Below are 19,780 nucleotides of genomic sequence, written 5' to 3'. Positions count from 1 at the left end.
CACGGTGTTCACAACGGAATCCCTTGCATTTCCGTGAAGGGCGCTGCCATGCTGTCCGGCATGGCGGCAGCACCACGACGTCCCGGTCCGATCGACGACATCTCCAAGCGCATCATCGAACAGCTCCAGGCGGACGGCCGCCGTCCGTACGGGGAGATCGGCAAGGCCGTCGGACTCAGCGAGGCCGCCGTCCGGCAACGGGTGCAGAAGCTCACCGAGACCGGCGTGATGCAGATCGTCGCCGTGACCGACCCGATGCAGCTCGGGTTCCACCGGCAGGCGATGATCGGCATCCGCGTGAACGGCGACACCCGGAGCGTGGCCGACGCCCTCGAGCAGCTGCCCTCGGTCGACTACCTCGTGATGACCGCCGGCAGTTTCGACCTGATGGTCGAGGTCGTCTGCGAGGACGACGACGACCTCATCGAACTGCTCAACGGCACGATCCGGGCGATCCCGGGCGTGACCGCGACCGAGACCTTCGTCTACCTGCAACTCCGCAAACAGCTCTACGACTGGGGGAACGCGATGACCATGTCCGACCAGAAGACCGAACAGCCCACCCGCCTCGGCTCGTACGACCCGTTCGCCCCGGTGGACGACGCCGCCCTGCAGCAGAAGTCCCGCGACCACCTGTGGATGCACTTCGCCCGGCACGGCGCGAACCAGGCCGGCGCCGACGTGCCGATCATGGTCCGCGGCGAGGGCCACCACGTCTTCGACAGCCACGGCAAGGGCTACATCGACGGGCTCTCCGGCCTGTTCGTCGTCGCCGCTGGCCACGGCCGGAAGCGCCTGGCCGAGATGGCCGCGAAGCAGGCGGAGACACTGTCGTTCTTCCCGCTCTGGTCGTACGCGCACCCCGCGGCGATCGAGCTCGCGGACCGCCTGGCCGACCACGCCCCGGGTGACCTCAACAAGGTGTTCTTCTCGACCGGTGGCGGCGAGGCCGTCGAGACCGCGTTCAAGCTCGCGAAGTACTACTGGAAGCTCCGCGGCAAGCCGATGAAGCACAAGGTGATCTCCCGCGCGGTGGCGTACCACGGCACCCCGCAGGGCGCCCTCGCGATCACCGGCATCCCGGCGATGAAGCAGATGTTCGAGCCGCTCACCCCCGGCGGACTCCGTGTCCCGAACACGAACTACTACCGCGCCGACGAGATGGGCTTCGCCGGGCAGAGCGAAGAGGAGTTCGGCTTCTGGGCGGCCGAGCGCATCCGCGAGATGATCGAGTTCGAGGGGCCCGACACCGTCGCCGCCGTCTTCCTCGAGCCGGTGCAGAACTCCGGCGGCTGCTTCACCCCGCCGCCCGGGTACTTCCAGCGGGTCCGCGAGATCTGCGACGAGTACGACGTGCTGCTCGTCTCGGACGAGGTGATCTGCGCCTTCGGCCGCATCGGCACCATGTTCGCGTGCGACACCTACGGCTTCGTGCCGGACATGATCACGTGCGCGAAGGCGATGACCTCGGGGTACTCGCCGATCGGCGCGACGATCATCAGCGACAAGCTCTTCGAGCCGTTCTCGAAGGGCGACACGACCTTCTACCACGGGTACACGTTCGGCGGGCACCCGGTCTCCGCCGCCGTCGCGATGGAGAACCTCGACATCTTCGAGGAAGAGGGGCTGCTGCAGAACGTGCAGCAGAACGCCCCGCTCTTCAAGGCCGAGCTCGACACCCTGAAGGACCTGCCGATCGTCGGTGACGTCCGCGGTGCCGGGTACTTCTACGGCATCGAGCTCGTGAAGGACAAGGCCACGAAGACGACCTTCGACGACGGCGAGTCCGAGCGGCTGCTGCGCGGGTTCCTGTCGAAGGCGTTGTTCGACGCCGGCCTGTACTGCCGCGCCGACGACCGTGGCGACCCGGTCGTGCAGCTCGCTCCGCCGCTGACCATCGGGCAGCCGGAGTTCCGCGAGATCACCTCGATCCTGCGGAGCGTCCTGTCCGAGGCCGCGTCGAAGATCTGACCGTGACCGGCTACCGGGGCGTCTCGTTCTGGCTCGACCAGCTCGTGGCCACCGGCCGCGACGACCTGACGCCCCGGCCGCCCCTGGACGGCGACACGACCGCCGACGTCTGCATCGTCGGGGGTGGACTGACGGGTCTCTGGACCGCCTGGTACCTGCACCAGGCCGACCCGCGCCTCCAGATCGTCGTCGTCGAACGCGAGATCGCGGGGTTCGGTGCGTCCGGACGGAACGGCGGATGGTGCTCGGCCCTGTTCCCCCGGTCCGCCGCGTCCGTCGCCGAGGAGCACGGCCGCCAGGCCGCCCTCGCCCTCCGCGCAGCCATGCGCGACACGGTCGACGAGGTCGGTCGCGCCGCGGAATCGGCCGGCATCGACTGCGACTACGTCAAGGGCGGCACCGTCCTCTACGCGAGATCCGCCGTGCAGGAACGCGCCGCCCACGACGAGGTCGCGGCCTCGTCCGAGTGGGGTGACGACATGACCTGGCGCCCGGCGCGTCCGGGTGACGCCGCCGGGTCGGCCGGCGTCGCGTGGACCCCGGACTGCGCGCGCGTCCAGCCCGCAGCGCTGGTGCGTGGCCTGGCGGCCGCCCTGGAGGCACGGGGCGTCCGGATCGCGGAGCACACGCCCGCCGTGTCGTGGGCTCCAGGGCACGTGGTCACCTCGCGCGGGACCGTCTCGGCCGGCGCCGTGGTCATCGCGGTCGAGGGCTACGGCGCGCAGCTGCCGCAGACCCGTCGGCGGGTCCTGCCGCTGTACTCGCTCATGATCGCCACCGCTCCGCTGCCCGCCACCGTGTGGGACCGGATCGGACTCGAGCACGGGCAGACGTTCTCCGACTACCGGCACCTGCTCGTCTACGGGCAGCGGACCGCCGACGACCGACTGGCCTTCGGTGGACGCGGCGCGCGGTACCACTGGGGGTCCGCGATCACGCCGGGCTACGACCGGGTGCCGCGGGTCTTCGACCACCTGCGGCGGTCCCTGGTGGAGCTGTTCCCCGCCGTCGCCGACGCCCCGGTCACGCACACGTGGGGCGGCCCGCTCGGAGTCCCGCGCGACTGGTGCGCGTCGGTGACGTGGGACGGGCACGTCGGCACCGCCGGCGGCTACGTCGGCGACGGGCTGTCGACGACGAACCTGGCCGGGCGGACGCTCGCCGACCTCGTGCGCGGGGTCGCCTCGCCGCTGACCGCGTTGCCGTGGGTGAACCACCGCTCGCCCGACTGGGAACCGGAACCGCTCCGCTTCCTCGGGGCGAACGCCGGGCTCGTGGCGACGGACCTCGCCGACCGCGAAGAGGCACTGACCGGGCGTCCGAGCCTGGCCGCGCGGCTGCTGGCGCCGCTGACGGGAGGGCACTGATGGACGTCGACGTCGTCGTCGTGGGGGCCGGAGTCTCCGGGCTCGCCGCCGCCCGCGCGCTCGCACTCGCCGGCCGGTCCGTCGTCGTGCTCGAGGCCCGCGACCGGATCGGTGGGCGCACCTGGACCGACTCCGCGCTCGGGGTGCCCGTCGACCTCGGGGCGTCCTGGATCCACGGCGTCGACGGCAACCCGCTCTGGGCCCTGGCACCCCGGTTCGGCATCGACACCGTCGAGTTCACCGTCGGCAGCTTCCAGTTCGACGGCCGACCGATCGCGTGGCACGGCCCGTCCGGCGCGCGCCTGTCGGCGGCCGACGCGGCGTCGTTCGTGGCCGACCTGCACACCGTCGACGCGGCCCTCGACGCCCTGGTCGCGTCCGCACCGCCACCCTCGACCTACGCGGCCGCCGTCGACACCGTGCTGCGGTCGCTGCAGTGGCAGGGCGACCGCGCCGCGCGGGTCCGGGAGTACATGGCGCACCGCTCCGAGGACCTCTGCGGCGCACCCGTGACCGTCCTCGACGCGCACGGGTTGGAAGAGGAACACGTCCCCGGCGACGAGGTGGTGTTCCCCGGCGGGTACGGGCAGTACGCGGAGGCCCTGTCGGCGGGGCTGGACGTCCGGCTGTCGTCGGTGGTGCGGTCCGTGTCGCAGTCCGACACCGACGTGGTCGTCGGACTCGCCGACGGGTCGACGATCACCGCGCAACACGCCGTCGTGACCGTCCCGCTCGGGGTGCTGCAGGCCGGCGACGTGATGTTCGACCCGCCGCTGTCCGATCCGGTGGTCGGTGCGATGGGACGCCTCGGCATGGGCGCGTACGACAAGGTCTTCCTGCGCTTCCCCACCCGGTTCTGGGACTCGTGGGTCGTGCGGCAGCAGGGGCCGGCCGGGGTCGACTGGCACTCCTGGTACGACATGTCCCGGGTGACCGGCGAGCCCGTGCTGGCGGCACTCGTCGGCGGGGCGGGGGCACGACGGCTCGAGACGCTGCCCGACGCGATGGTCGTCGACGAGGGGCTCGCCGCGCTCCGGAGGATGTACGGGGAGTCGGTCCCGGAGCCCGAGGCGTACCGGATCACACGCTGGGCGGCCGACCCCTTCGCGCGCGGCTCGTACTCGGTACCTGCACGTCGGGGCGTCGGCCGACGACCACGACCTGCTCGGTACGCCGTCCGGGCGGGTCCAGCTCGCGGGCGAGGCCACGTGGGGCGACGACCCCGCGACGGTGCACGGGGCGCTGCTGTCCGGTCTGCGGGCGGCGTCGCGGCTGCTCGGCACCGAGGTGGCCGCGTCGATCCTCGCGGAACCGCTCCCGACCGCCGTCGCCATCACATCATCGATTCCTACGAGCGACGGCGACTCCTAGCGTTGCTGCATGCACCAGCGCCCAGTGGCAGATCCGCCGGCGCAGACAAGAATCCCCCCCGCTGAGCGAGGGGATTCCGGGGTATGCACGTCAGTCCAAGCCTGACGCTCGTGACCATCACGATACAACCCTTCGGTCGCCAGCTGCGCGGAGCCCCTGCGACGACTCATCCGTGAGGACCCACGCCGAGCTCGCGGCGACCTGCGACGCTGAACCGACTCGCCGCACGCTGTCAGGCCCGCCGACGGCGAGTGCGCGACACTCCCTCCGTGAGCACTCCGCGGCCTCGGCCCCAGCACGAGCACCGGGCTCCCGTCGCCGTGGCGGTCCTGGTGAACCTGGCGCTCAGCCTGTTCCTGCCGAGCGAGGTGCTGTTCTTCCCGTCGTGGGTCGTCCCGGTGCTCGGTGTCCTGCTCCTCAGCCCGCTCATCGTCTTCAACCCGCGGCGGTTGACGCGGGAGACGACCTGGTCGCGGTGGCTGTCCTTCGCCCTCGCGATCCTGCTCACCGTCGCGAACCAGCTCACGGTGGTGCGGACGATCGAGGTGCTCCTCGGCGGCCACGCCGACGGAGGTGCCGTCCTGCTCACCGCGCTGCAGGTGTGGGTGAGCACGATCATCGCGTTCGGGCTCGTCTACTGGGAGCTCGACCGCGGTGGTCCGGTGGCGCGTCGTCGCCCCGAACTCTGGTCGAGCGACGAGGCCGACTTCCAGTTCCCGCAGGAGACCGACGCGAAGACCGCGGCCTGGCGTCCGGTGTACCTCGACTACCTCTACGTCGCGATGACGAACATGGTGGCCTTCAGCCCGACCGACACCATGCCGATGACGGTCCGCGCGAAGATGATCATGGCGTACCAGGCACTCGGGGGGTTCATCCTGCTCGCCCTCGTGATCTCGCGAGCGGTCAACATCATCAGCTGATCGACACCCCCGTCAGCTCCTCGGAGACGGTCCAGAGCCGGGCAGCCGCCTCGCGTGATCGCGCATGGGCGCCCACGGCTCCTGCGGCGCTGCCGGCCCGCCGACGTTCCCGCGCCAGGCCGGACCGGTGAACCCGCCGTCCAGCTCGGGCGAGGTCGCGGCGAGCAGCGCCGGTTGCCCCGCGGTCTCGGCCGTGCCGACGAGCAGCCCGCGTGCCGAGAGCCACCGGATGACCCGGACCTGCGTGGTGTCACGACCACGGCCGACCTCGGGACGAGCCGCGAGGAGGCTCGTCGGTGCGACCCCGGGGTGGCTGACCGCGGCCGCGACACCCCAGCCGGCCGAGCGACTCCGGCGGCTCAGCTCGAGCCCGAAGAGGGCGCACGCCAGCTTCGACGCCCCGTACGCGCGCATCCCGTCGTACGCGTGCTCGGACTGCAGGTCGTCCCAGGGGATCGACGCGCGGCGTGCGGCGATGCTCGTCTGCATCACGACCCGGCCGCCGCCGTCCCGGAGGAGCGGCATCACGGCTCCCACGAGTGCGAAGTGCCCGAGGTGGTTGGTGCCGAACTGCAGCTCGAAGCCGTCGGTGGTCGTCTGGCGTTCCGGCGGGGTCATCACCCCGGCGTTGCCGACGAGCAGGTCGACCGGGGCGCCGTCCGCGGCGAGCCGGTCGCCGAGGGCGTGCACCGACGCGAGCGACGACAGGTCCAGGTCCTCGAGCCGGGTCGTGCCGCCGGGTGGCGCTCGCGGATGCGGTCGACCGCAGCCTCGCCCTTCCGCCGGTTCCGCACCGGCAGGACCACTTCGGCACCGGCACCGGCCAGACGCGCGGCGATCCCCAGTCCGATGCCGTCGCTCGCACCCGTCACGAGGGCCAGGCGGCCGGTCAGGTCGGGCAGGGGCAGTTCGTCGACGTGTCGGGGCATCAGGTCCTCCTGGGTCATCGGGCCGCCGGTGCGATCCGTCGAAACCAGACTGCGGCCGTGCACGATCGACATCCACGGCCTGACGATCCGTGGCTCCGGCGACGCGTGGGCGCGATGATGGCACGGTGATCGATCGATCGTCCCTGGCCGACTTCCTCCGCGGCCGACGCGAAGCCCTGCAGCCGGAGGACGTCGGCCTCCACCGCGGGCAGCGTCGGCGGACCACCGGCCTCCGTCGCGAGGAGGTGGCACTGCTCGCCAACATGTCGGCCGACTACTACGCGCGCCTCGAGCGGGAGCGCGGCCCGCAGCCGTCCGAGCAGATGCTCGCGGCGATCGCGCAGGGGCTGCGACTGTCGATCGACGAGCGGGACCACCTGTTCCGCCTCGCCGGACACCAGCCCCCGCAGCCCGGCCCCGGTGGCGACCACGTGAGCCCCGGCATGATGCGCATCTTCGACCGCCTGGTGGACACCCCGGCGGAGATCGTCACTGAGCTCGGCGAGACGCTGCAGCAGACGCCGCTCGCTGCCGCCATCACGGGCGACGCCGCGGAACGGTCCGGGGACATGCGGAGCATCGGCTTCCGCTGGTTCACCGACCCGGCCGCGCGGGCGTTGCACCCGGAGGAGGACCACGAGTTCCTGTCCCGCATGTACGCCTCGGGCCTCCGTGGCGTCATCGCGCAGCGTGGTCCGACGTCACGGGCCGCCCACCTGGCCGCGGTCCTGCTCGCGGAGAACGCGGAGTTCCGGGAGGTCTGGGCCCGGCACGAGGTCGGGATCCGCCCCCGAGAGGTCAAGCACTTCCGTCACCCCGAGGTCGGGCTGCTCACGCTCACCTGCCAGGTCCTGCTCGATCCCGAGCGCTCGCACGCCCTGCTCGTCTACACGGCGGAACCGGGGAGCGAGAGCGCCGACCGGCTGCGCCTGCTGTCCGTGATCGGGACGAGCGTCCTCCCCGGCTAGTCCGCCCGACGGGCCCTCGGGCCGGATGGCGGGCACCCCGGGTCTCAGCCCTTGCGGAACAGCTCGTGCAGGAGCCGGGCCACGGTCACGAGCAAGCCTCGCGATCCCCAACCACGGCACCGGACGGCCGCGACGCGGTTCGTCGTCGTGCGACATCGGACCACCTTCGTGTCAGCGCCGGCGGACACGAGAGTGCAGGCCGAGGGATGCAACTCGCTCGAGGAGCGGGTTACACTGGATCCGAGTTTCAGGCTCGGGACCCGTTGCGTCCCTCGTTCTCCACTCGGAGGACAAATCGAAGCCCACCACTGTTCCTGCAGTGGTGGGCTTCATCCTTGTCCGGGCCGTCATCCAGCGTGACTCCGGCCCGCAACCAGCATACCGATATTCCGGTCACACACCCGGGGCTTGTGCTCGTTGATCGGTTGATCAACAATGGCGCCATGGACGTCATCACCGGCTCGACGCCGCGGTCACCCCTCTACCAGGACACCGGTGCCCCTCGCCGCACCGTCCGCGTCGCCCTCGTGCAGACACGATGGCTGGCGGACCCGGAGGAACACCGGCGACAGCTCGCGGACGGCATCGCCACGGCAGCCGCGAACGGCGCGACCGCGGTGTTCCTGCAGGAGCTCACACTGCTGCGCTACCCGGGCGACACTCCCGCGATCGGCGCTCCGAAGGACCTCGCCGAGTCGCTCGAGGACGGCCCCACGATCACGTTCGCCCGCGTGCAAGCGCTCGAGCACGGGGTGTTCGTGCACGCGTCGCTGTACGAGCGCCCCGCCGACGACGATCAGCCCGACGACCCCCGCGGCTACAACACGGCGATCCTCGTCGCTCCCGACGGAGCACTGGTCGGCCGGACCCGCAAGACGCACATCCCGATCAGCGCCGGCTACCACGAGGACACCTACTTCCGCCCGGGCCCCGACGCCGACGCCTTCCCCGTGTACGAGCCGCCGGGGCTCGGCTGCACGGGTCGGGCTGCCGACCTGCTGGGACGAGTGGTTCCCCGAGGTCGCGCGGTCCTACGGCCTCGCGGGTTCCGAGGTCCTGGTGTACCCGACGGCGATCGGCTCCGAACCGACCTTCCCGGACTTCGACACCGCGCCGATCTGGCGGCAGGTCATCGTGGCGAACGGCATCACCGCCGGGCAGTTCATGGTCGTGCCGAACCGGTGGGGCGACGAGGGTGACATCACCTTCTACGGGTCGTCGTTCATCTCGGACCCGTTCGGCCGGGTCCTCGTCGAGGCGCCGCGCGATGCCGATGCGGTGGTGGTCGCGGACCTCGACCTCGACGCCCGCGTCGAGTGGCTCCGCCCTCTTCCCCTTCTACGTGACCCGGCGACCCGACCTGTACGGCGGCCTGGTGCAGGAGGTCGACCCCGTCCGCGACGGGTACGGCGCGCACGAGGCGATCCGCGCCTCCAGGCCGGACCCGCCGACCGACGGCCGCTGGACGGAACCGACCGGCACCACCCGACCGACGGTGCTGTCGTGAGCTGGCGGATGCCGGCGGAGACGGCTCCGCAGGACCGCACGTGGATGGCGTTCCCACGGCCCGGCGCCACCCTCGGCGACGACCCAGAGAGCTCCGAGGCCGCGCGGATCGCGTGGGCCACGACCGCGAACACGATCAGCGAGTACCAGCCCGTCACGGTCGTGGTCGACCCGGTGGCACGGGCCGATGCGGACCGGTTGCTCTCCGGCGACGTCGAGGTGCTCGAAGCGCCCTCGACGACTTCTGGATGCGGCGACATCGGGCCGACCTTCGTCCTCGACGACGAGGGCGGCCTCGGCGCCGTGGACTGGGTGTTCAACGGCTGGGGCGCGAACGCGTGGGCGACCTGGACCCGTGACGCCGAGGTCGCCGCGACCGTGGCGCACGCCGCGGGTGCAACGCGGATCCCCTCGCTCCTCGTCAACGAGGGCGGTGCGATCCACGTCGACGGCATGGGGCGGGTGCTCGTGACGGAGACGGTGCAGCTCGACCCGCGGCGGAACCCGTACGCCGACCACGGCCGTGTCGAGGAGGAGCTGGCCCGGACGATCGGGGCGACGGACGTGATCTGGCTCCCCCGCGGGCTGACCCGGGACTACGACGGGCTCGGTACCCGGGGCCACGTGGACATGGTGGCGACGTTCCCCGAGCCCGGTGTCGTCCTGCTGCACGCCCAGCCCGACCCGGCGCACCCCGACCACCTCGTGATGCCGCTGATCCGTCGCGCGCTCGAGCAGGCGGCCGACGTGACGATCGTCGACCTCCCGGCCCCGGCGACCCTGACCGACGACGGTGGTCCGGTGGACTGGAACTACGTCAACCACGTCGTCGTGAACGGCGCGGTGATCGCGTGCGGGTTCGGCGAACCGGCGGCGGACGACCGGGCCCGGGGCATCTTGGCGGACGTGTACCCGGGGCGCGAGGTCCGCACGGTCGACGCTCGCGAGGTCTTCGCGCGCGGCGGCGGCCTGCACTGCATCACGCAGCAGCAACCGGCACGGCCGACAGAGCCCCCGACCGCCTGATCCGCACCCGACGCGGTGTACATCGTCTCCGACCGCCCTGTACACCGCGTCGGGTCCGCCGGGCACGAGCGCGTCGGTATGGTGCTCGAACCGAACGGCCCGGGCACCGACGCCCCGGCCCCGATCCAGCAGGGAAGTCAACGCATGGCATCACCCACCGTGGTCACCGCCCCGACCGGTCCGGCGCGGCGTGGATCGCTGCAGCGGAGCCTCGGCCTGTGGGCGATCGTCGGCCTCGGGCTCGGGTACATGACCCCGACCGTCGTGTTCGACACGTTCGGCATCGTCTCCGACGAGACGAAGGGGGCCGTGCCGAGCGCGTACCTCATCGCCCTCGTGATCATGCTCCTGACCGCGGTGAGCTACGGGAAGATGGTCCGCGTCTACCCCGCCGCCGGGTCCGCGTACACCTACGTGCGCGAGTCGATCCACCCGAACGCGGGCTTCATGGTCGGCTGGGCATCGCTCCTCGACTACCTGCTCCTGCCGATGGTCAACGCGCTCATCATCCGGCTCTACCTCGAGCAGGTCTTCCCCGCCCTGCCGGCGTGGGTGACGGTCGTGGTCTACACGGCGTTCGTCACCACGGTGATCTGCCTGTCGATGCGCGGCACCTCGAACCTCAACATGGTCCTGCTCATCGGTGCGATCCTCGCGATGATCGCGTTCGTGGTCTTCGCCGTGATCGAACTCGTCCAGGGCGCCGGAGCGGGGACGCTCGTGAGCACGCGGCCGTTCGTGCACGACGGGGTCACGATGTCCGCGCTCCTCACCGGCGCGACCGTGGTCTGCTTCTCGTTCATCGGGTTCGACGCGGTGACGATGTACACGGAAGAGGCGAAGTCGGTCCGGATCATGCCGAAGGCCATCCTGATGACGGTCCTCATCGGCGGCCTGATCTTCCTGGTGTCGTCGTACTTCGCCCAGCTCCGGTTCCCGACCAACGCCCCCTTCGGCGAGTTCACCGACGACCCGCTCCCCCAGATCGGTCTGCTCGTCGGCGGCCGCGTGTTCCAGGCGGTCCTCGTCGCCGCCGGGTTCATCGCCGCACTGGCGTCGGGGCTCGCCTCGCACGCCAGCGTCGCCCGCATGCTGCTCGTGATGGGCCGGAACAACGTGCTGCCGAAGCGGGTGTTCGGGCACGTCAGCCCTCGCACGCGCACCCCGATCCCGAACGTCGTCTTCGTCGGTCTGGTCACCCTGCTCGCGATGTCGTTCTCACTCGACACGATCTCGTCGTACATCAACTTCGGCGCGCTCATCGCGTTCACCTTCGTCAACCTGACGGTGATCGTGCACTTCGCCTGGCGTGAGGGTCGCCGCCACACGGTCCGCGACCGCTTCACCTTCGTGGTGATGCACGGGCGTCGCGATGCTCCTCACCGGTGTTCTCTGGTCGCAGCTGCACGCCGACGCCCTGATCGCGGGCGGCGTGTGGGCGGCCATCGGGTTCGTGTACCTGCTGGTCATCACGAAGGGGTTCCGGGTGCAGCCGAAGGGGCTTCGACGAGAACCAGCCGGTGACCGGCGTCAACAAGCAACTGACCGACGAGCAAGGCTGAGGAGCACCATGACCGACACCACCAGCACCGCGACGGACCCCACCAGCACCGCCAGCACGACCGCCGGCACGCGCTACGCCGTCACGGACCCGGCATCCGGCGAGGTGCTCCGCACCTTCCCGACGATCACGGACGACGAGCTCCGCGCGGCGATCGACACCGCCGACCGAACCCACGCTGCCGACCAGAGCTCCGTCGCCGACCGCGCGGCCCTGCTCCGCCGCGTCGCCGAGCTCTACCGGGAGCGCCGCGACGACCTGGCCGCCACGATCGTGCGCGAGATGGCGAAGCCCATCGACCAGGCCGTCGGCGAGATCGACTTCTGCGCCGACATCTACGACTACTACGCCGACCACGCGTCGGAGTTCCTGGCGGACCAGCCGATCACCCTGGCCGCCGGCAGCGAGAGCTCGGCGTTCATCCGGAAGTCCTCGATCGGTGTGGTGCTCGGCATCATGCCGTGGAACTTCCCGGCGTACCAGATCGCCCGGTTCGCCGGTCCGAACCTGCTCATCGGCAACTCCGTCCTGCTGAAGCACGCTCCGCAGTGCCCGGAGTCGGCGCTCGCGATCGAGCAGGTCTTCCACGACGCCGGCTTCCCCGAGGGGGCGTACACGAACGTGTTCGCGTCCAACGACCAGGTCGCCGACGTCATCGCCGACCCCCGGGTGCAGGGCGTCTCGCTGACGGGCTCGGCCCGCGCGGGTGCCGCGGTCGCGGAGATCGCCGGCCGGAACCTGACGAAGGTCGTGCTGGAACTCGGCGGGTCGGACCCGTTCATCCTGCTGTCGACCGACGACCTCGACGCCGTGGTCGAGTCCGCCGTCGCCACCCGCCTCGAGGGCAACGGGCAGGTCTGCAACGCCGCCAAGCGGTTCCTGGTCGCCGACCACCTGTACGACGACTTCCTCGAGCGGTTCACCGCGGCGATGGCCGCCGTCGAGCCGACGGACCCGACGACCCCCGGCGCGGAGCTCGGCCCGCTGTCCTCGCCGACCGCCGCCGACCGCCTCGAGGAGCAGCTCGCGAGCGCCCGCAGTCAGGGTGCGACCGTCGTGACGGGTGGGGAACGGCAGGGCAACGCGTTCACCCCGACCGTACTCACGGGCGTCACGCCGGACAACGACGCCTACCGCGAGGAGTTCTTCGGCCCGGTCGCGGCCGTGTACCGCGTCGAGGACGAGGACGCCGCGGTCACGATCGCCGAACGACACCCCGTACGGCCTCGGCTCGTACCTGTTCACGACCGACGCCGACCAGGCACTCCGCGTCGCGGACCGCATCGAGGCCGGCATGGTCTACGTGAACATCGTCGGCGCGGACAGCCCGGAACTGCCGTTCGGCGGCGTCAAGGCGAGCGGCTTCGGCCGGGAGCTCGGCCCCCTGGGGGCCGACGAGTTCGTCAACAAGAAGCTGATCCGCATCGGCTGACCGCCGCTCTGTGCCCGGCTCCACGGCGGACGGGAGGCGCGGTGCCAACCGGCACCGCGCCTCCCGTCCGTGAGCCGGTCCGGTTCAGACCGCGATCCGCCCACCGTCCACCGGCAGGACCGCACCGTGCACGAACGACGCCGCGTCGGTCGCCGAGGAACACGATCGCCTCGGCGATCTCGGACGCCGTCCCCGGACGACCGGCGGGACCCGCCGCGGCCAGTGCGTCGAGGCTCTCGCCCATCGCCGCGGTGCCCTCGGTGCGGGTCGGACCGGGGCTGACGGCGTTGACCCGGACGCCGGACGGGCCGAACTCGGCCGCCCACGACTTCGTGAGCAGCACGAGCGCCGCCTTGCTCGAGCCGTAGAGGGCCATGCCCGCCGCACCGAACTCGGCGACCATCGTGGTGACGTTCACGACGGCGCCGTCACCCCGCTCGGCCATCGCGGGTGCGAGTGCTGCGACGAGGAAGTACGGTGCCTTGACGTTGATGTCGAAGACCTCGTCGAAGCCCTGCTCGCTGGTGCCGGCCGTCGGGCCGAACGGGAAGACCCCCGCGCTGTTCACGAGGACGTCGACGTGGCCGCCGCCGAGTTCGGTCGCTCGGGCGGCGAGCTCCTTCGCGCTCGCCTCGTCGCGCAGGTCCGCGGCGACGAAGTCGGCACTGCCGCCTGTGGCACGGATCGCCTGGACGACCGCGTCGCCGCGCTCGGCGCTGCGGCCGGAGACGACGACGTGCAGGCCGCGGGTCGCGAGGAGCTCGGCGGTCGCGCGGCCGATGCCGCTCGTGGCGCCGGTGATGAGGGCGGTCGTGGTCATGGTGGACGTCCTGTCTGAACAGATCGGTTCGGTTGGGGTGCTGGTAACTGTACCGATCTGTGCGGTATTGTCAAACCATGTCCGACCAGACCCCGCCACCGACCGCACCACGGACCCGGCGCCGCCCCGCGTACGAACGCGCGGTCGCCACCGCGGACCGGCTGTTCTACGAACAGGGCATCCACGCGGTGGGGGTCGACCAGGTCGCGGCCGAGGCGGAGATCTCGAAGGCGAGTCTCTACACGCACTTCCGCACGAAGGACGACCTGGTGGTCGGGTACCTGCAGGGCCGCAGCCGGTCGTGGCAGGAGCACGTCGCGGCGGAGCTCCCCGGACGCGCGGGAACGCCTCGCGAGCGGATCCTCGCGGTCTTCGACATGCTCGGCGAGTGGTTCGACGAACCCGAGTACCGCGGCTGCCCCTTCATCAACGTCGAGGCCGAGTACGGCGACGGGCACCCCACGCACCAGGTGACGCTCGACCACCGCGCGTGGGTCCGCGAGCTCTTCGAGTCACTCCTCACCGAGGCGGGCGACCCGGACCCGACCACGACGGCGCTCCCGTTGTGCGTGCTCTACGACGGTGCGATGGCGAGCGCGCAGGCCGATCCGTCACGGCCGTGGGCCGCGGCCGCGCGATCGGCGGCTGCTCGGCTCACGGCCGCGACGGACTGACGCGTCGGACTGATCCGTCCGACTGCGATCGATCAGGCCTGCGGGTCCGCGGGCTCGCCGCCCGAGTCGACGTCGCTGTCCTGCTCCGGGTCCTCGGTCGCGTTGCCGGTGGACGAGCCGTCGGGCAGGTCCTCCGTGTGCTCGCGCTGCTCGTCGGTGGGCTCGCTCGAACCGTTCGCTGGGGTGTCGCTCATGGCCCGGACGCTACGCGGGCGCATCGAGGTGGCCGCTCAGGCGGGCGGGCGCGGACGCTGTCGACCCGGCCACACGACGGACGGGAGGCGCGGTGCCAGCCCGCGCCGCGCCTCCAGTCCGCGTCAGTGGGTGTCTACCGCACCGCCGGCTGCGGCAGAGCGGCGAGGATCTCCGCGGCCGCTTCGCGGCCCATCCGCACCGCACCGTCGACGTGCTGGTACCCGTGCCCGGCGAGGTCGCTCGACGCGAACCGGAGCGGACCGACGGCCGCACGCTGGTCGGCGCCGTACCGGACCAGTCCACCCAGGTCGAAGCTCGCCGCGTAGGCGCCGCGGGTCCACTCCTCGGTGCCCCAGTCGCTCTCGTAGTAGACGACGGGCCGGAGCGCCTCGTCGCCGTAGTAGTGCGCGAGCGACGTGAGGACGCGGGCCTTGCGCTCCTCGGCGGACAGCGCGAAGACGTCGTCGGCGTGCACGTCCGAGACGAAGCCGACGAGCGTGCCCTGCTCCTGCCCGTGCGAGGTGTTGTCGTACGCCTCGTGCACGAGCTCGTACGGGCTGAAGGCCGTGCCGGACAGCCCGGCACCCCGCCAGAACGGCCGGTCGTAGACGGCGTGCACCTTGATCACGAAGCCCATCGACAGGTGCTGGTGGAGCTGGTGCTGCCGACGGGGCAGCGGCGGCTCGTAGGAGATCCGCGAGTACAGGGGCGGCGGCACGGCGACGAGCGCCTGGCGCGCGTGGACCTCGATGCCGCGGTCGGCGAGCGCGGTGACGCCCTCGTCGTCCCACCGCAGCGTCCGGACCGGTGCATGCAGGTGCACGTCCGCACCGAGGCGCGCGGCGAGCCGCTCGGAGACCTGCTGCATCCCGCCGACCACGCGCTTGTCGAGGATGAAGTCGGCGTCGACGAGGTTCGAGAAACTGCCGGCCGACGCCGCCATCAGGAGCGCCTGCAGCGCCGAGAAGGCGTGGGCGGGCTTCGTCAGCATCGCGCCGGCGATGAAGAGCTCGACGTTGTCCGTCGCGACCCGGTCGTCGCTGAGGTCGTGCAGCCACGCGCGGAACGACGTCTCGTCGAGCCGTGCGGCGTCCGGGGCCTCCACGGACGCACGGGGTCCACCGTCGCGACGTACTCGTCGACGGCCACGAGCTGACTCGATCTCGGCCGCGGTCGCCTCGGGCAGGGGGAAGATGTCGCCGGTGTACTCGGTGCGGGTGCCGTGCTCGTCCACGTAGACGCTGGAGCCCTCGCGGTAGCGGTCGTACGTCTCGAGTCCCAGCTCGTCGAGCGTCTCGAGCAGCGCGGTCTGGTCCGGCGACACCCACTGGCCGCCGATCTCGAGCATGACGCCCTCGATGTCCTCGGTCCAGGTGCGGCCACCGACCCGGTCACGCGCTTCGAGCACGGCGACGGTCTTCCCCTCGGCGACCAGGCGTGCTGCGGCGGTGAGGCCGGTCACGCCGGCGCCGATGATGACGACGTCTCTCTCGATCATCGTGCTGCTCCCTGTCCTGTGGTGGTGCTGGCCGAGGGCCCGGAACGGGTCGGTGTCAGCGTGTCACATGGTCTCGAGGTACTCGGCGATGCCCTCGCCGCCGCCCTCGCGACCGAGGCCGGACTGCTTGACCCCGCCGAACGGTGCCGAGGCGTTCGAGACGACCCCTGCGTTGAGACCCAGCATGCCCGTCTCGGAGAGCCGCTCCATGAGCCGCTGCCCGCGCGCCGGGTCCGACGTGTACGCGTAACCGACGAGACCGTACTCGGTGTCGTTGGCGGCCGTCACCGCGTCGTCCTCGGTGCGGAAGGTGCTGATCGCCAGGACCGGACCGAACACCTCGTCGCGGAGCAGGGCACTGCCCGGCTGGACGTCGGTCAGGACGGTCGGCGCGTAGAACGTGCCGGTCCCTCGACGGCGTGGCCGCCGGTCCGGACCACCGCGCCGCGCTCCACCGCGTCGGAGACCAGGCGGTGCACCTTGTCGACGGCTCGGGCGTCGATGAGCGGACCGATCGCGACGCCGTCCTCGGTGCCGCGACCGACCGGCATCGCCTCGACGCGCTCGGTGACCCGGCGGGCGAATTCCTCGGCGACGTCCTCGTGCACCAGGAAGCGGTTCGCCGCCGCGTGCAGGCCTGCCCGGTGTTCCGGAACTTGGCGAGCAGAGCACCTCGACCGCCGCGTCCAGGTCGGCGTCCGCGAACACCAGGAACGGCGCGTTGCCGCCGAGCTCCATGCTCGTCCGGAGGACCGTGTCCGCCGCCTGCCGGAGCAGCGTCCGGCCGACCGGGGTCGATCCCGTGAAGGAGAGCTTGCGGAGCCGCGGGTCGGCGATCACCGAGGCCGGACACGTCGGCCGCCCGTGTCGTCGGGACCACGTTGACGACGCCGGCCGGCGCCCCGGCCTCGAGCAGCAGGTCCGCGAACAGCAGGGTCGTGAGCGGGGTCAGTTCGGCGGGCTTCACGACGACGGTGCACCCTGCGGCGGGAGCGCCGGGGCGACCTTGCGGGTGACCATCGCGAGGGGAAGTTCCAGGGGGGTGATCAGGAACGAGGGCCCGACCGGCTTGTGGGTCACGATCGCGCGACCGGTGCCCTCGGGGTTCGTGCCGTAGGAGCCGCCGATGCGGACCGCCTCCTCGGAGAACCAGCGGAGGAACTCGCCGCCGTAGGTCACTTCGCCGCGGGCCTCGGCGAGGGGCTTGCCCATCTCGAGCGTCATGAGGAGCGCGAACTCCTCACGGCGGTCCTGCAGCAGGTCGAAGGCCCGACGCAGGACCTCGGCGCGCTGCCGCGGAGGCGTGGCCGCCCACCCCCTTCGCAGCTGCTTCCGCGGCGTCGAGGGCCGTGACACCGTCTTCGGGGGTTGCGTCGGCGATGTGCAGGAGCGTCGCACCGATGGCCGGGTCGACGACGGGGAACGTGCCGCCGTCGGCCGCCGGTCGCCAGGTGCCGCCGACCAGGAGGCCCGTGGGGACCCGGTCGAGGACCGCCTGTTCCGCGGCCGGTCCGGTGGCGTCGGGGACGCTGGGCCACCCGGTCGCCGTGTACGTCGCGCTGGTCGCGGGGTGCGTCGCGGTCATGCTGTGGCCAGTCCTTCCAGGACGACGTCGAGTCCCTCGCGGAGCAGGTCGTCGTCGATCGCGAGCGGGGGCAGGAAGCGCACGACGTTGCCGTAGGTGCCGGCGGTCAGCGCGATGACCCCGTGCTCGTAGGCGTACCGGACGACCCGTCCGGTCAGCCCGGGGTCCGGATCGCCGGTCGCCGGGTTCACCGGCTCCATCGCGACCATCGCGCCACGCCCACGCACGTCGCCGATGCGCGGGTCACCCGACTGCGCGGTGCGGAGGGCCTGCAGGACGACCTCGCCGATCACCCGCGCCCGTTCGACCAGGCCGTCGTGCTCGAAGGCGTCGATGGCGGCGAGCGCGGCGGCGCACGCGACGGGGTTGCCGCCGTACGTTCCGCCGAGGCCCCCGACGTGCGCGGAGTCCATGATCTCCGCACGCCCGGTCACGGCCGACAGGGGCAGCCCACCGGCCATGCCCTTCGCCGTCGTGACGACGTCGGGGACGATCCCCTCGTGCTCGCTGGCGAACATCGCACCGGTCCGGGCGAACCCGGTCTGCACCTCGTCGGCGATGAAGACGACGCCGTTCGCCGTGGTCCACTCGGACAGGGCGGCGAGGAACCCGGGGGCCGGCACGACGAAGCCGCCCTCGCCCTGGATCGGCTCGATGAGGACGGCCGCGGTGTTGGCCGCGCCGACCTGCTTCTCGATCTGGCTGATCGCACGTTCGCCGCCTCGGCCCCGGAGAGACCGTCGTGGAACGGGTAGGACATCGGCACGCGGTACACCTCGGGGGCGAAGGGACCGAAGCCGTCCTTGTACGGCTGGTTCTTCGCCGTGAGCGCCATCGTCAGGTTCGTCCGACCGTGGTACGCGTGGTCGAACACCACGACGGCCTGCCGACCGGTGTGCTTGCGCGCGATCTTCACCGCGTTCTCGACGGCCTCCGCGCCGGAGTTGAACAGTGCCGTCCGCTTCTCGTGGTCGCCCGGGGTCAGCCGGTTCAGGGCCTCGGCGACGGCGACGTACCCGTCGTAGGCCGCGATGGTGAAGCACGTGTGGGTGAAGGCCGCGACCTGTTCGGTCACGGCGGCCACCACCCAGGGTGGGCGTTGCCGACGCCCGTCACGGCGATGCCGGAACCGAGGTCGACGAAGGAGTTCCCGTCCGCGTCGACCACCACGCCACCACCAGCCGCGACGACGGCGATCGGCACCGCGACCCCGACACCGGCGGCCACCGCGGCGGACTTCCGGGCGAAGAGCTCGCGGGAGCGGGGACCCGGCACCTCGGTAACGAGCCGCCGTTCCTGGGGCAGCGAGGGGCCGCCCGCGGCGGCTGGTCGTGGGTGCAGCGGTGGAGGACATGCGGCGATGGTAAGAGGACGACCTCGCCACGCCCACTGTCCGCCGTGTACACCGACGGTGGGCACGATCGCCGCAGCGGATAGGGTTCCCCATACCCGCGACGCTGCGCTCCCTGCTGCACCGAGCCGACCTGCACCTCCGGCTGCTCACCAGCGCCGACACGGATGCCCTCGACGCCCCGCTGTCCTGGCTGCACAGCTCCGACCTGGCCGACCCGACGCCGTTCCTGGCGGACGGTCAGGGCCTCCTGACGACGGGCACGCAGTTCGGGGTCGACGCCGACGTCCCCGAGGGGTTCGCCGACTCGTACGTCCGGCGGCTGCGGGAACGGGGTGTCGTCGCGCTCGGCTTCGGCACGGAGGTGGTCCGTGCGGGCACCCCGGCCGAGCTCGTCGCCGCGTGCGAGGCGCAGGGATTCCCGCTGTTCGAGGTGCCCTACGAGACCTCGTTCATCGCCGTCGCCCAGGCCAACGCGGACGCCGTCGCCCGCGAGGCCAACGCCCGGAACGCCTGGGCCCTCGCCGCCCAGCGCGCGATCTCCCTCGCCGCGATGCGACCGGACGGCCTCGGCGCCACGATCGCCGAGCTGTCGCGGCAGCT

At 71.7% G+C, this 19,780-nt stretch carries 14 protein-coding genes and 9 pseudogenes; 12 read left to right on the top strand and 11 right to left on the bottom strand.

All coding sequences use genetic code 11. The annotated features are described in order from the left end of the window. Positions 1-48 precede the first annotated feature (48 nt). The 5 genes and pseudogenes from ACZ8AI_RS16020 to ACZ8AI_RS16000 form a co-directional block, all read left to right on the top strand. Positions 49-522: pseudogene (locus ACZ8AI_RS16020) on the top strand (Lrp/AsnC family transcriptional regulator); the annotation flags it as partial. A gap of 117 nt (positions 523-639) precedes the next feature. Next, positions 640-1,971 carry an aspartate aminotransferase family protein gene (locus ACZ8AI_RS16015; protein WP_464859234.1) on the top strand — a complete coding sequence of 444 codons (1,332 nt, stop codon included), beginning with the start codon at positions 640-642 and terminating at the stop codon, positions 1,969-1,971. A 2-nt stretch (positions 1,972-1,973) separates the two neighbouring features. Continuing rightward, entirely contained in the window at positions 1,974-3,338 is a 1,365-nt protein-coding gene (locus tag ACZ8AI_RS16010; RefSeq protein ID WP_464858989.1) for an NAD(P)/FAD-dependent oxidoreductase, read from the top strand. After that, positions 3,338-4,774: a flavin monoamine oxidase family protein gene (locus ACZ8AI_RS16005; protein WP_464858988.1), complete on the top strand. Its 1,437-nt coding sequence runs from the start codon at positions 3,338-3,340 to the stop codon at positions 4,772-4,774. The genes ACZ8AI_RS16010 and ACZ8AI_RS16005 overlap by 1 nt, the downstream gene beginning before the upstream one ends. Positions 4,775-4,978: 204 nt before the next feature. After that, positions 4,979-5,632, top strand: coding sequence for a hypothetical protein (locus tag ACZ8AI_RS16000; RefSeq protein ID WP_464858987.1), 654 nt, complete (start codon positions 4,979-4,981; stop codon positions 5,630-5,632). Positions 5,633-5,644: 12 nt separating this feature from the next. On the opposite strand, the gene ACZ8AI_RS15995 is transcribed toward ACZ8AI_RS16000, so the two are convergent. Together ACZ8AI_RS15995 and ACZ8AI_RS15990 are read right to left on the bottom strand one after the other, a co-directional pair. After that, positions 5,645-6,322, bottom strand: a complete 678-nt coding sequence (locus ACZ8AI_RS15995) for an SDR family oxidoreductase (protein WP_464858986.1) — start codon at positions 6,320-6,322, stop codon at positions 5,645-5,647. Further along, positions 6,250-6,561 carry an SDR family NAD(P)-dependent oxidoreductase gene (locus ACZ8AI_RS15990; protein ID WP_464858985.1) on the bottom strand — a complete coding sequence of 104 codons (312 nt, stop codon included), beginning with the start codon at positions 6,559-6,561 and terminating at the stop codon, positions 6,250-6,252. The genes ACZ8AI_RS15995 and ACZ8AI_RS15990 overlap by 73 nt, the downstream gene beginning before the upstream one ends. A 125-nt stretch (positions 6,562-6,686) precedes the next feature. Here ACZ8AI_RS15990 and ACZ8AI_RS15985 point away from each other — a divergent pair, with 125 nt between their 5' ends. The 5 genes and pseudogenes from ACZ8AI_RS15985 (at position 6,687) to ACZ8AI_RS15965 (ending at position 13,054) form a co-directional block, all read left to right on the top strand. Then, positions 6,687-7,529, top strand: a complete 843-nt coding sequence (locus ACZ8AI_RS15985) for a helix-turn-helix transcriptional regulator (RefSeq protein WP_464858984.1) — start codon at positions 6,687-6,689, stop codon at positions 7,527-7,529. A gap of 206 nt (positions 7,530-7,735) precedes the next feature. Next, positions 7,736-8,789: pseudogene (locus ACZ8AI_RS15980) on the top strand (nitrilase-related carbon-nitrogen hydrolase); the annotation flags it as partial. A 255-nt stretch (positions 8,790-9,044) separates the two neighbouring features. Next, positions 9,045-10,061 (top strand): agmatine deiminase family protein, encoded by a 1,017-nt coding sequence (locus ACZ8AI_RS15975; RefSeq protein WP_464859233.1) that lies wholly within the window; start codon positions 9,045-9,047, stop codon positions 10,059-10,061. A 216-nt stretch (positions 10,062-10,277) separates the two neighbouring features. Further along, positions 10,278-11,623, top strand: a pseudogene (locus tag ACZ8AI_RS15970) (APC family permease). Between the two features lie 8 nt (positions 11,624-11,631). Then, positions 11,632-13,054: pseudogene (locus ACZ8AI_RS15965) on the top strand (NAD-dependent succinate-semialdehyde dehydrogenase). Here ACZ8AI_RS15965 and ACZ8AI_RS15960 read toward each other — a convergent pair. Beyond that, a complete protein-coding gene (locus ACZ8AI_RS15960) occupies positions 13,026-13,874 on the bottom strand; it encodes an SDR family NAD(P)-dependent oxidoreductase (RefSeq protein WP_464858983.1) in 849 nt (282 codons plus the stop codon). The pseudogene ACZ8AI_RS15965 and the gene ACZ8AI_RS15960 sit on opposite strands and share 29 nt — an antisense overlap. Before the next feature lie 77 nt (positions 13,875-13,951). Between ACZ8AI_RS15960 and ACZ8AI_RS15955 the strand changes: the two genes are divergently transcribed. Beyond that, on the top strand, positions 13,952-14,548 hold the full coding sequence (locus ACZ8AI_RS15955) for a TetR/AcrR family transcriptional regulator (RefSeq protein ID WP_464858982.1): 597 nt from the start codon (positions 13,952-13,954) through the stop codon (positions 14,546-14,548). Positions 14,549-14,580: 32 nt separating this feature from the next. Here the strand turns inward: ACZ8AI_RS15955 and ACZ8AI_RS15950 are convergent, their stop codons facing one another. The 8 genes and pseudogenes from ACZ8AI_RS15950 to gabT form a co-directional block, all read right to left on the bottom strand. Then, entirely contained in the window at positions 14,581-14,742 is a 162-nt protein-coding gene (locus ACZ8AI_RS15950) for a hypothetical protein (RefSeq protein WP_464858981.1), read from the bottom strand. Positions 14,743-14,876: 134 nt separating this feature from the next. Further along, entirely contained in the window at positions 14,877-16,241 is a 1,365-nt protein-coding gene (locus tag ACZ8AI_RS15945; protein ID WP_464858980.1) for a flavin monoamine oxidase family protein, read from the bottom strand. Positions 16,242-16,304: 63 nt separating this feature from the next. Next, a pseudogene (locus ACZ8AI_RS15940) lies at positions 16,305-16,849 on the bottom strand (aldehyde dehydrogenase family protein). Between the two features lie 115 nt (positions 16,850-16,964). Beyond that, positions 16,965-17,081 (bottom strand): annotated as a pseudogene (locus ACZ8AI_RS15935) (aldehyde dehydrogenase family protein); the annotation flags it as partial. 82 nt (positions 17,082-17,163) lie between these two features. Then, positions 17,164-17,208, bottom strand: a pseudogene (locus ACZ8AI_RS15930) (hypothetical protein); the annotation flags it as partial. Beyond that, the gene (locus tag ACZ8AI_RS15925; RefSeq protein WP_464858979.1) at positions 17,205-17,597 is read right to left on the bottom strand and encodes an aldehyde dehydrogenase family protein; all 393 of its coding nucleotides are present in this window, start codon (positions 17,595-17,597) and stop codon (positions 17,205-17,207) included. The gene ACZ8AI_RS15925 and the pseudogene ACZ8AI_RS15930, both read right to left, overlap by 4 nt. After that, complete coding sequence (locus ACZ8AI_RS15920) at positions 17,482-17,826, bottom strand: hypothetical protein (protein ID WP_464858978.1); 345 nt, start codon at positions 17,824-17,826, stop codon at positions 17,482-17,484. Before ACZ8AI_RS15920 ends, ACZ8AI_RS15925 begins: the two co-directional genes overlap by 116 nt. After that, positions 17,823-19,167 (bottom strand): annotated as a pseudogene (gene gabT, locus ACZ8AI_RS15915) (4-aminobutyrate--2-oxoglutarate transaminase). Before gabT ends, ACZ8AI_RS15920 begins: the two are co-directional and overlap by 4 nt. A gap of 92 nt (positions 19,168-19,259) precedes the next feature. Between gabT and ACZ8AI_RS15910 the strand changes: the two are divergent. After that, positions 19,260-19,589, top strand: a pseudogene (locus tag ACZ8AI_RS15910) (PucR family transcriptional regulator ligand-binding domain-containing protein); the annotation flags it as partial. Positions 19,590-19,780 lie beyond the last annotated feature (191 nt).

Source organism: Curtobacterium sp. AC273 (assembly GCF_979253735.1).
Note: the sequence above shows the minus strand (reverse complement) of the source record. Positions and strands in the feature narration are given on the sequence as shown.

Excerpts from the sequence above, each read along its gene's own strand:
- ACZ8AI_RS16015 (WP_464859234.1), top strand. The coding sequence starts at position 640 with ATGCACTTCGCCCGGCACGGCGCGAACCAGGCCGGCGCCGACGTGCCG.
- ACZ8AI_RS16005 (WP_464858988.1), top strand. The coding sequence starts at position 3,338 with ATGGACGTCGACGTCGTCGTCGTGGGGGCCGGAGTCTCCGGGCTCGCC.
- ACZ8AI_RS15990 (WP_464858985.1), bottom strand. The coding sequence starts at position 6,561 with ATGCCCCGACACGTCGACGAACTGCCCCTGCCCGACCTGACCGGCCGC.
- ACZ8AI_RS15975 (WP_464859233.1), top strand. The coding sequence starts at position 9,045 with ATGCCGGCGGAGACGGCTCCGCAGGACCGCACGTGGATGGCGTTCCCA.
- ACZ8AI_RS15960 (WP_464858983.1), bottom strand. The coding sequence starts at position 13,874 with ATGACCACGACCGCCCTCATCACCGGCGCCACGAGCGGCATCGGCCGC.
- ACZ8AI_RS15955 (WP_464858982.1), top strand. The coding sequence starts at position 13,952 with ATGTCCGACCAGACCCCGCCACCGACCGCACCACGGACCCGGCGCCGC.
- ACZ8AI_RS15950 (WP_464858981.1), bottom strand. The coding sequence starts at position 14,742 with ATGAGCGACACCCCAGCGAACGGTTCGAGCGAGCCCACCGACGAGCAG.
- ACZ8AI_RS15945 (WP_464858980.1), bottom strand. The coding sequence starts at position 16,241 with ATGATCGAGAGAGACGTCGTCATCATCGGCGCCGGCGTGACCGGCCTC.
- ACZ8AI_RS15920 (WP_464858978.1), bottom strand. The coding sequence starts at position 17,826 with ATGACCGCGACGCACCCCGCGACCAGCGCGACGTACACGGCGACCGGG.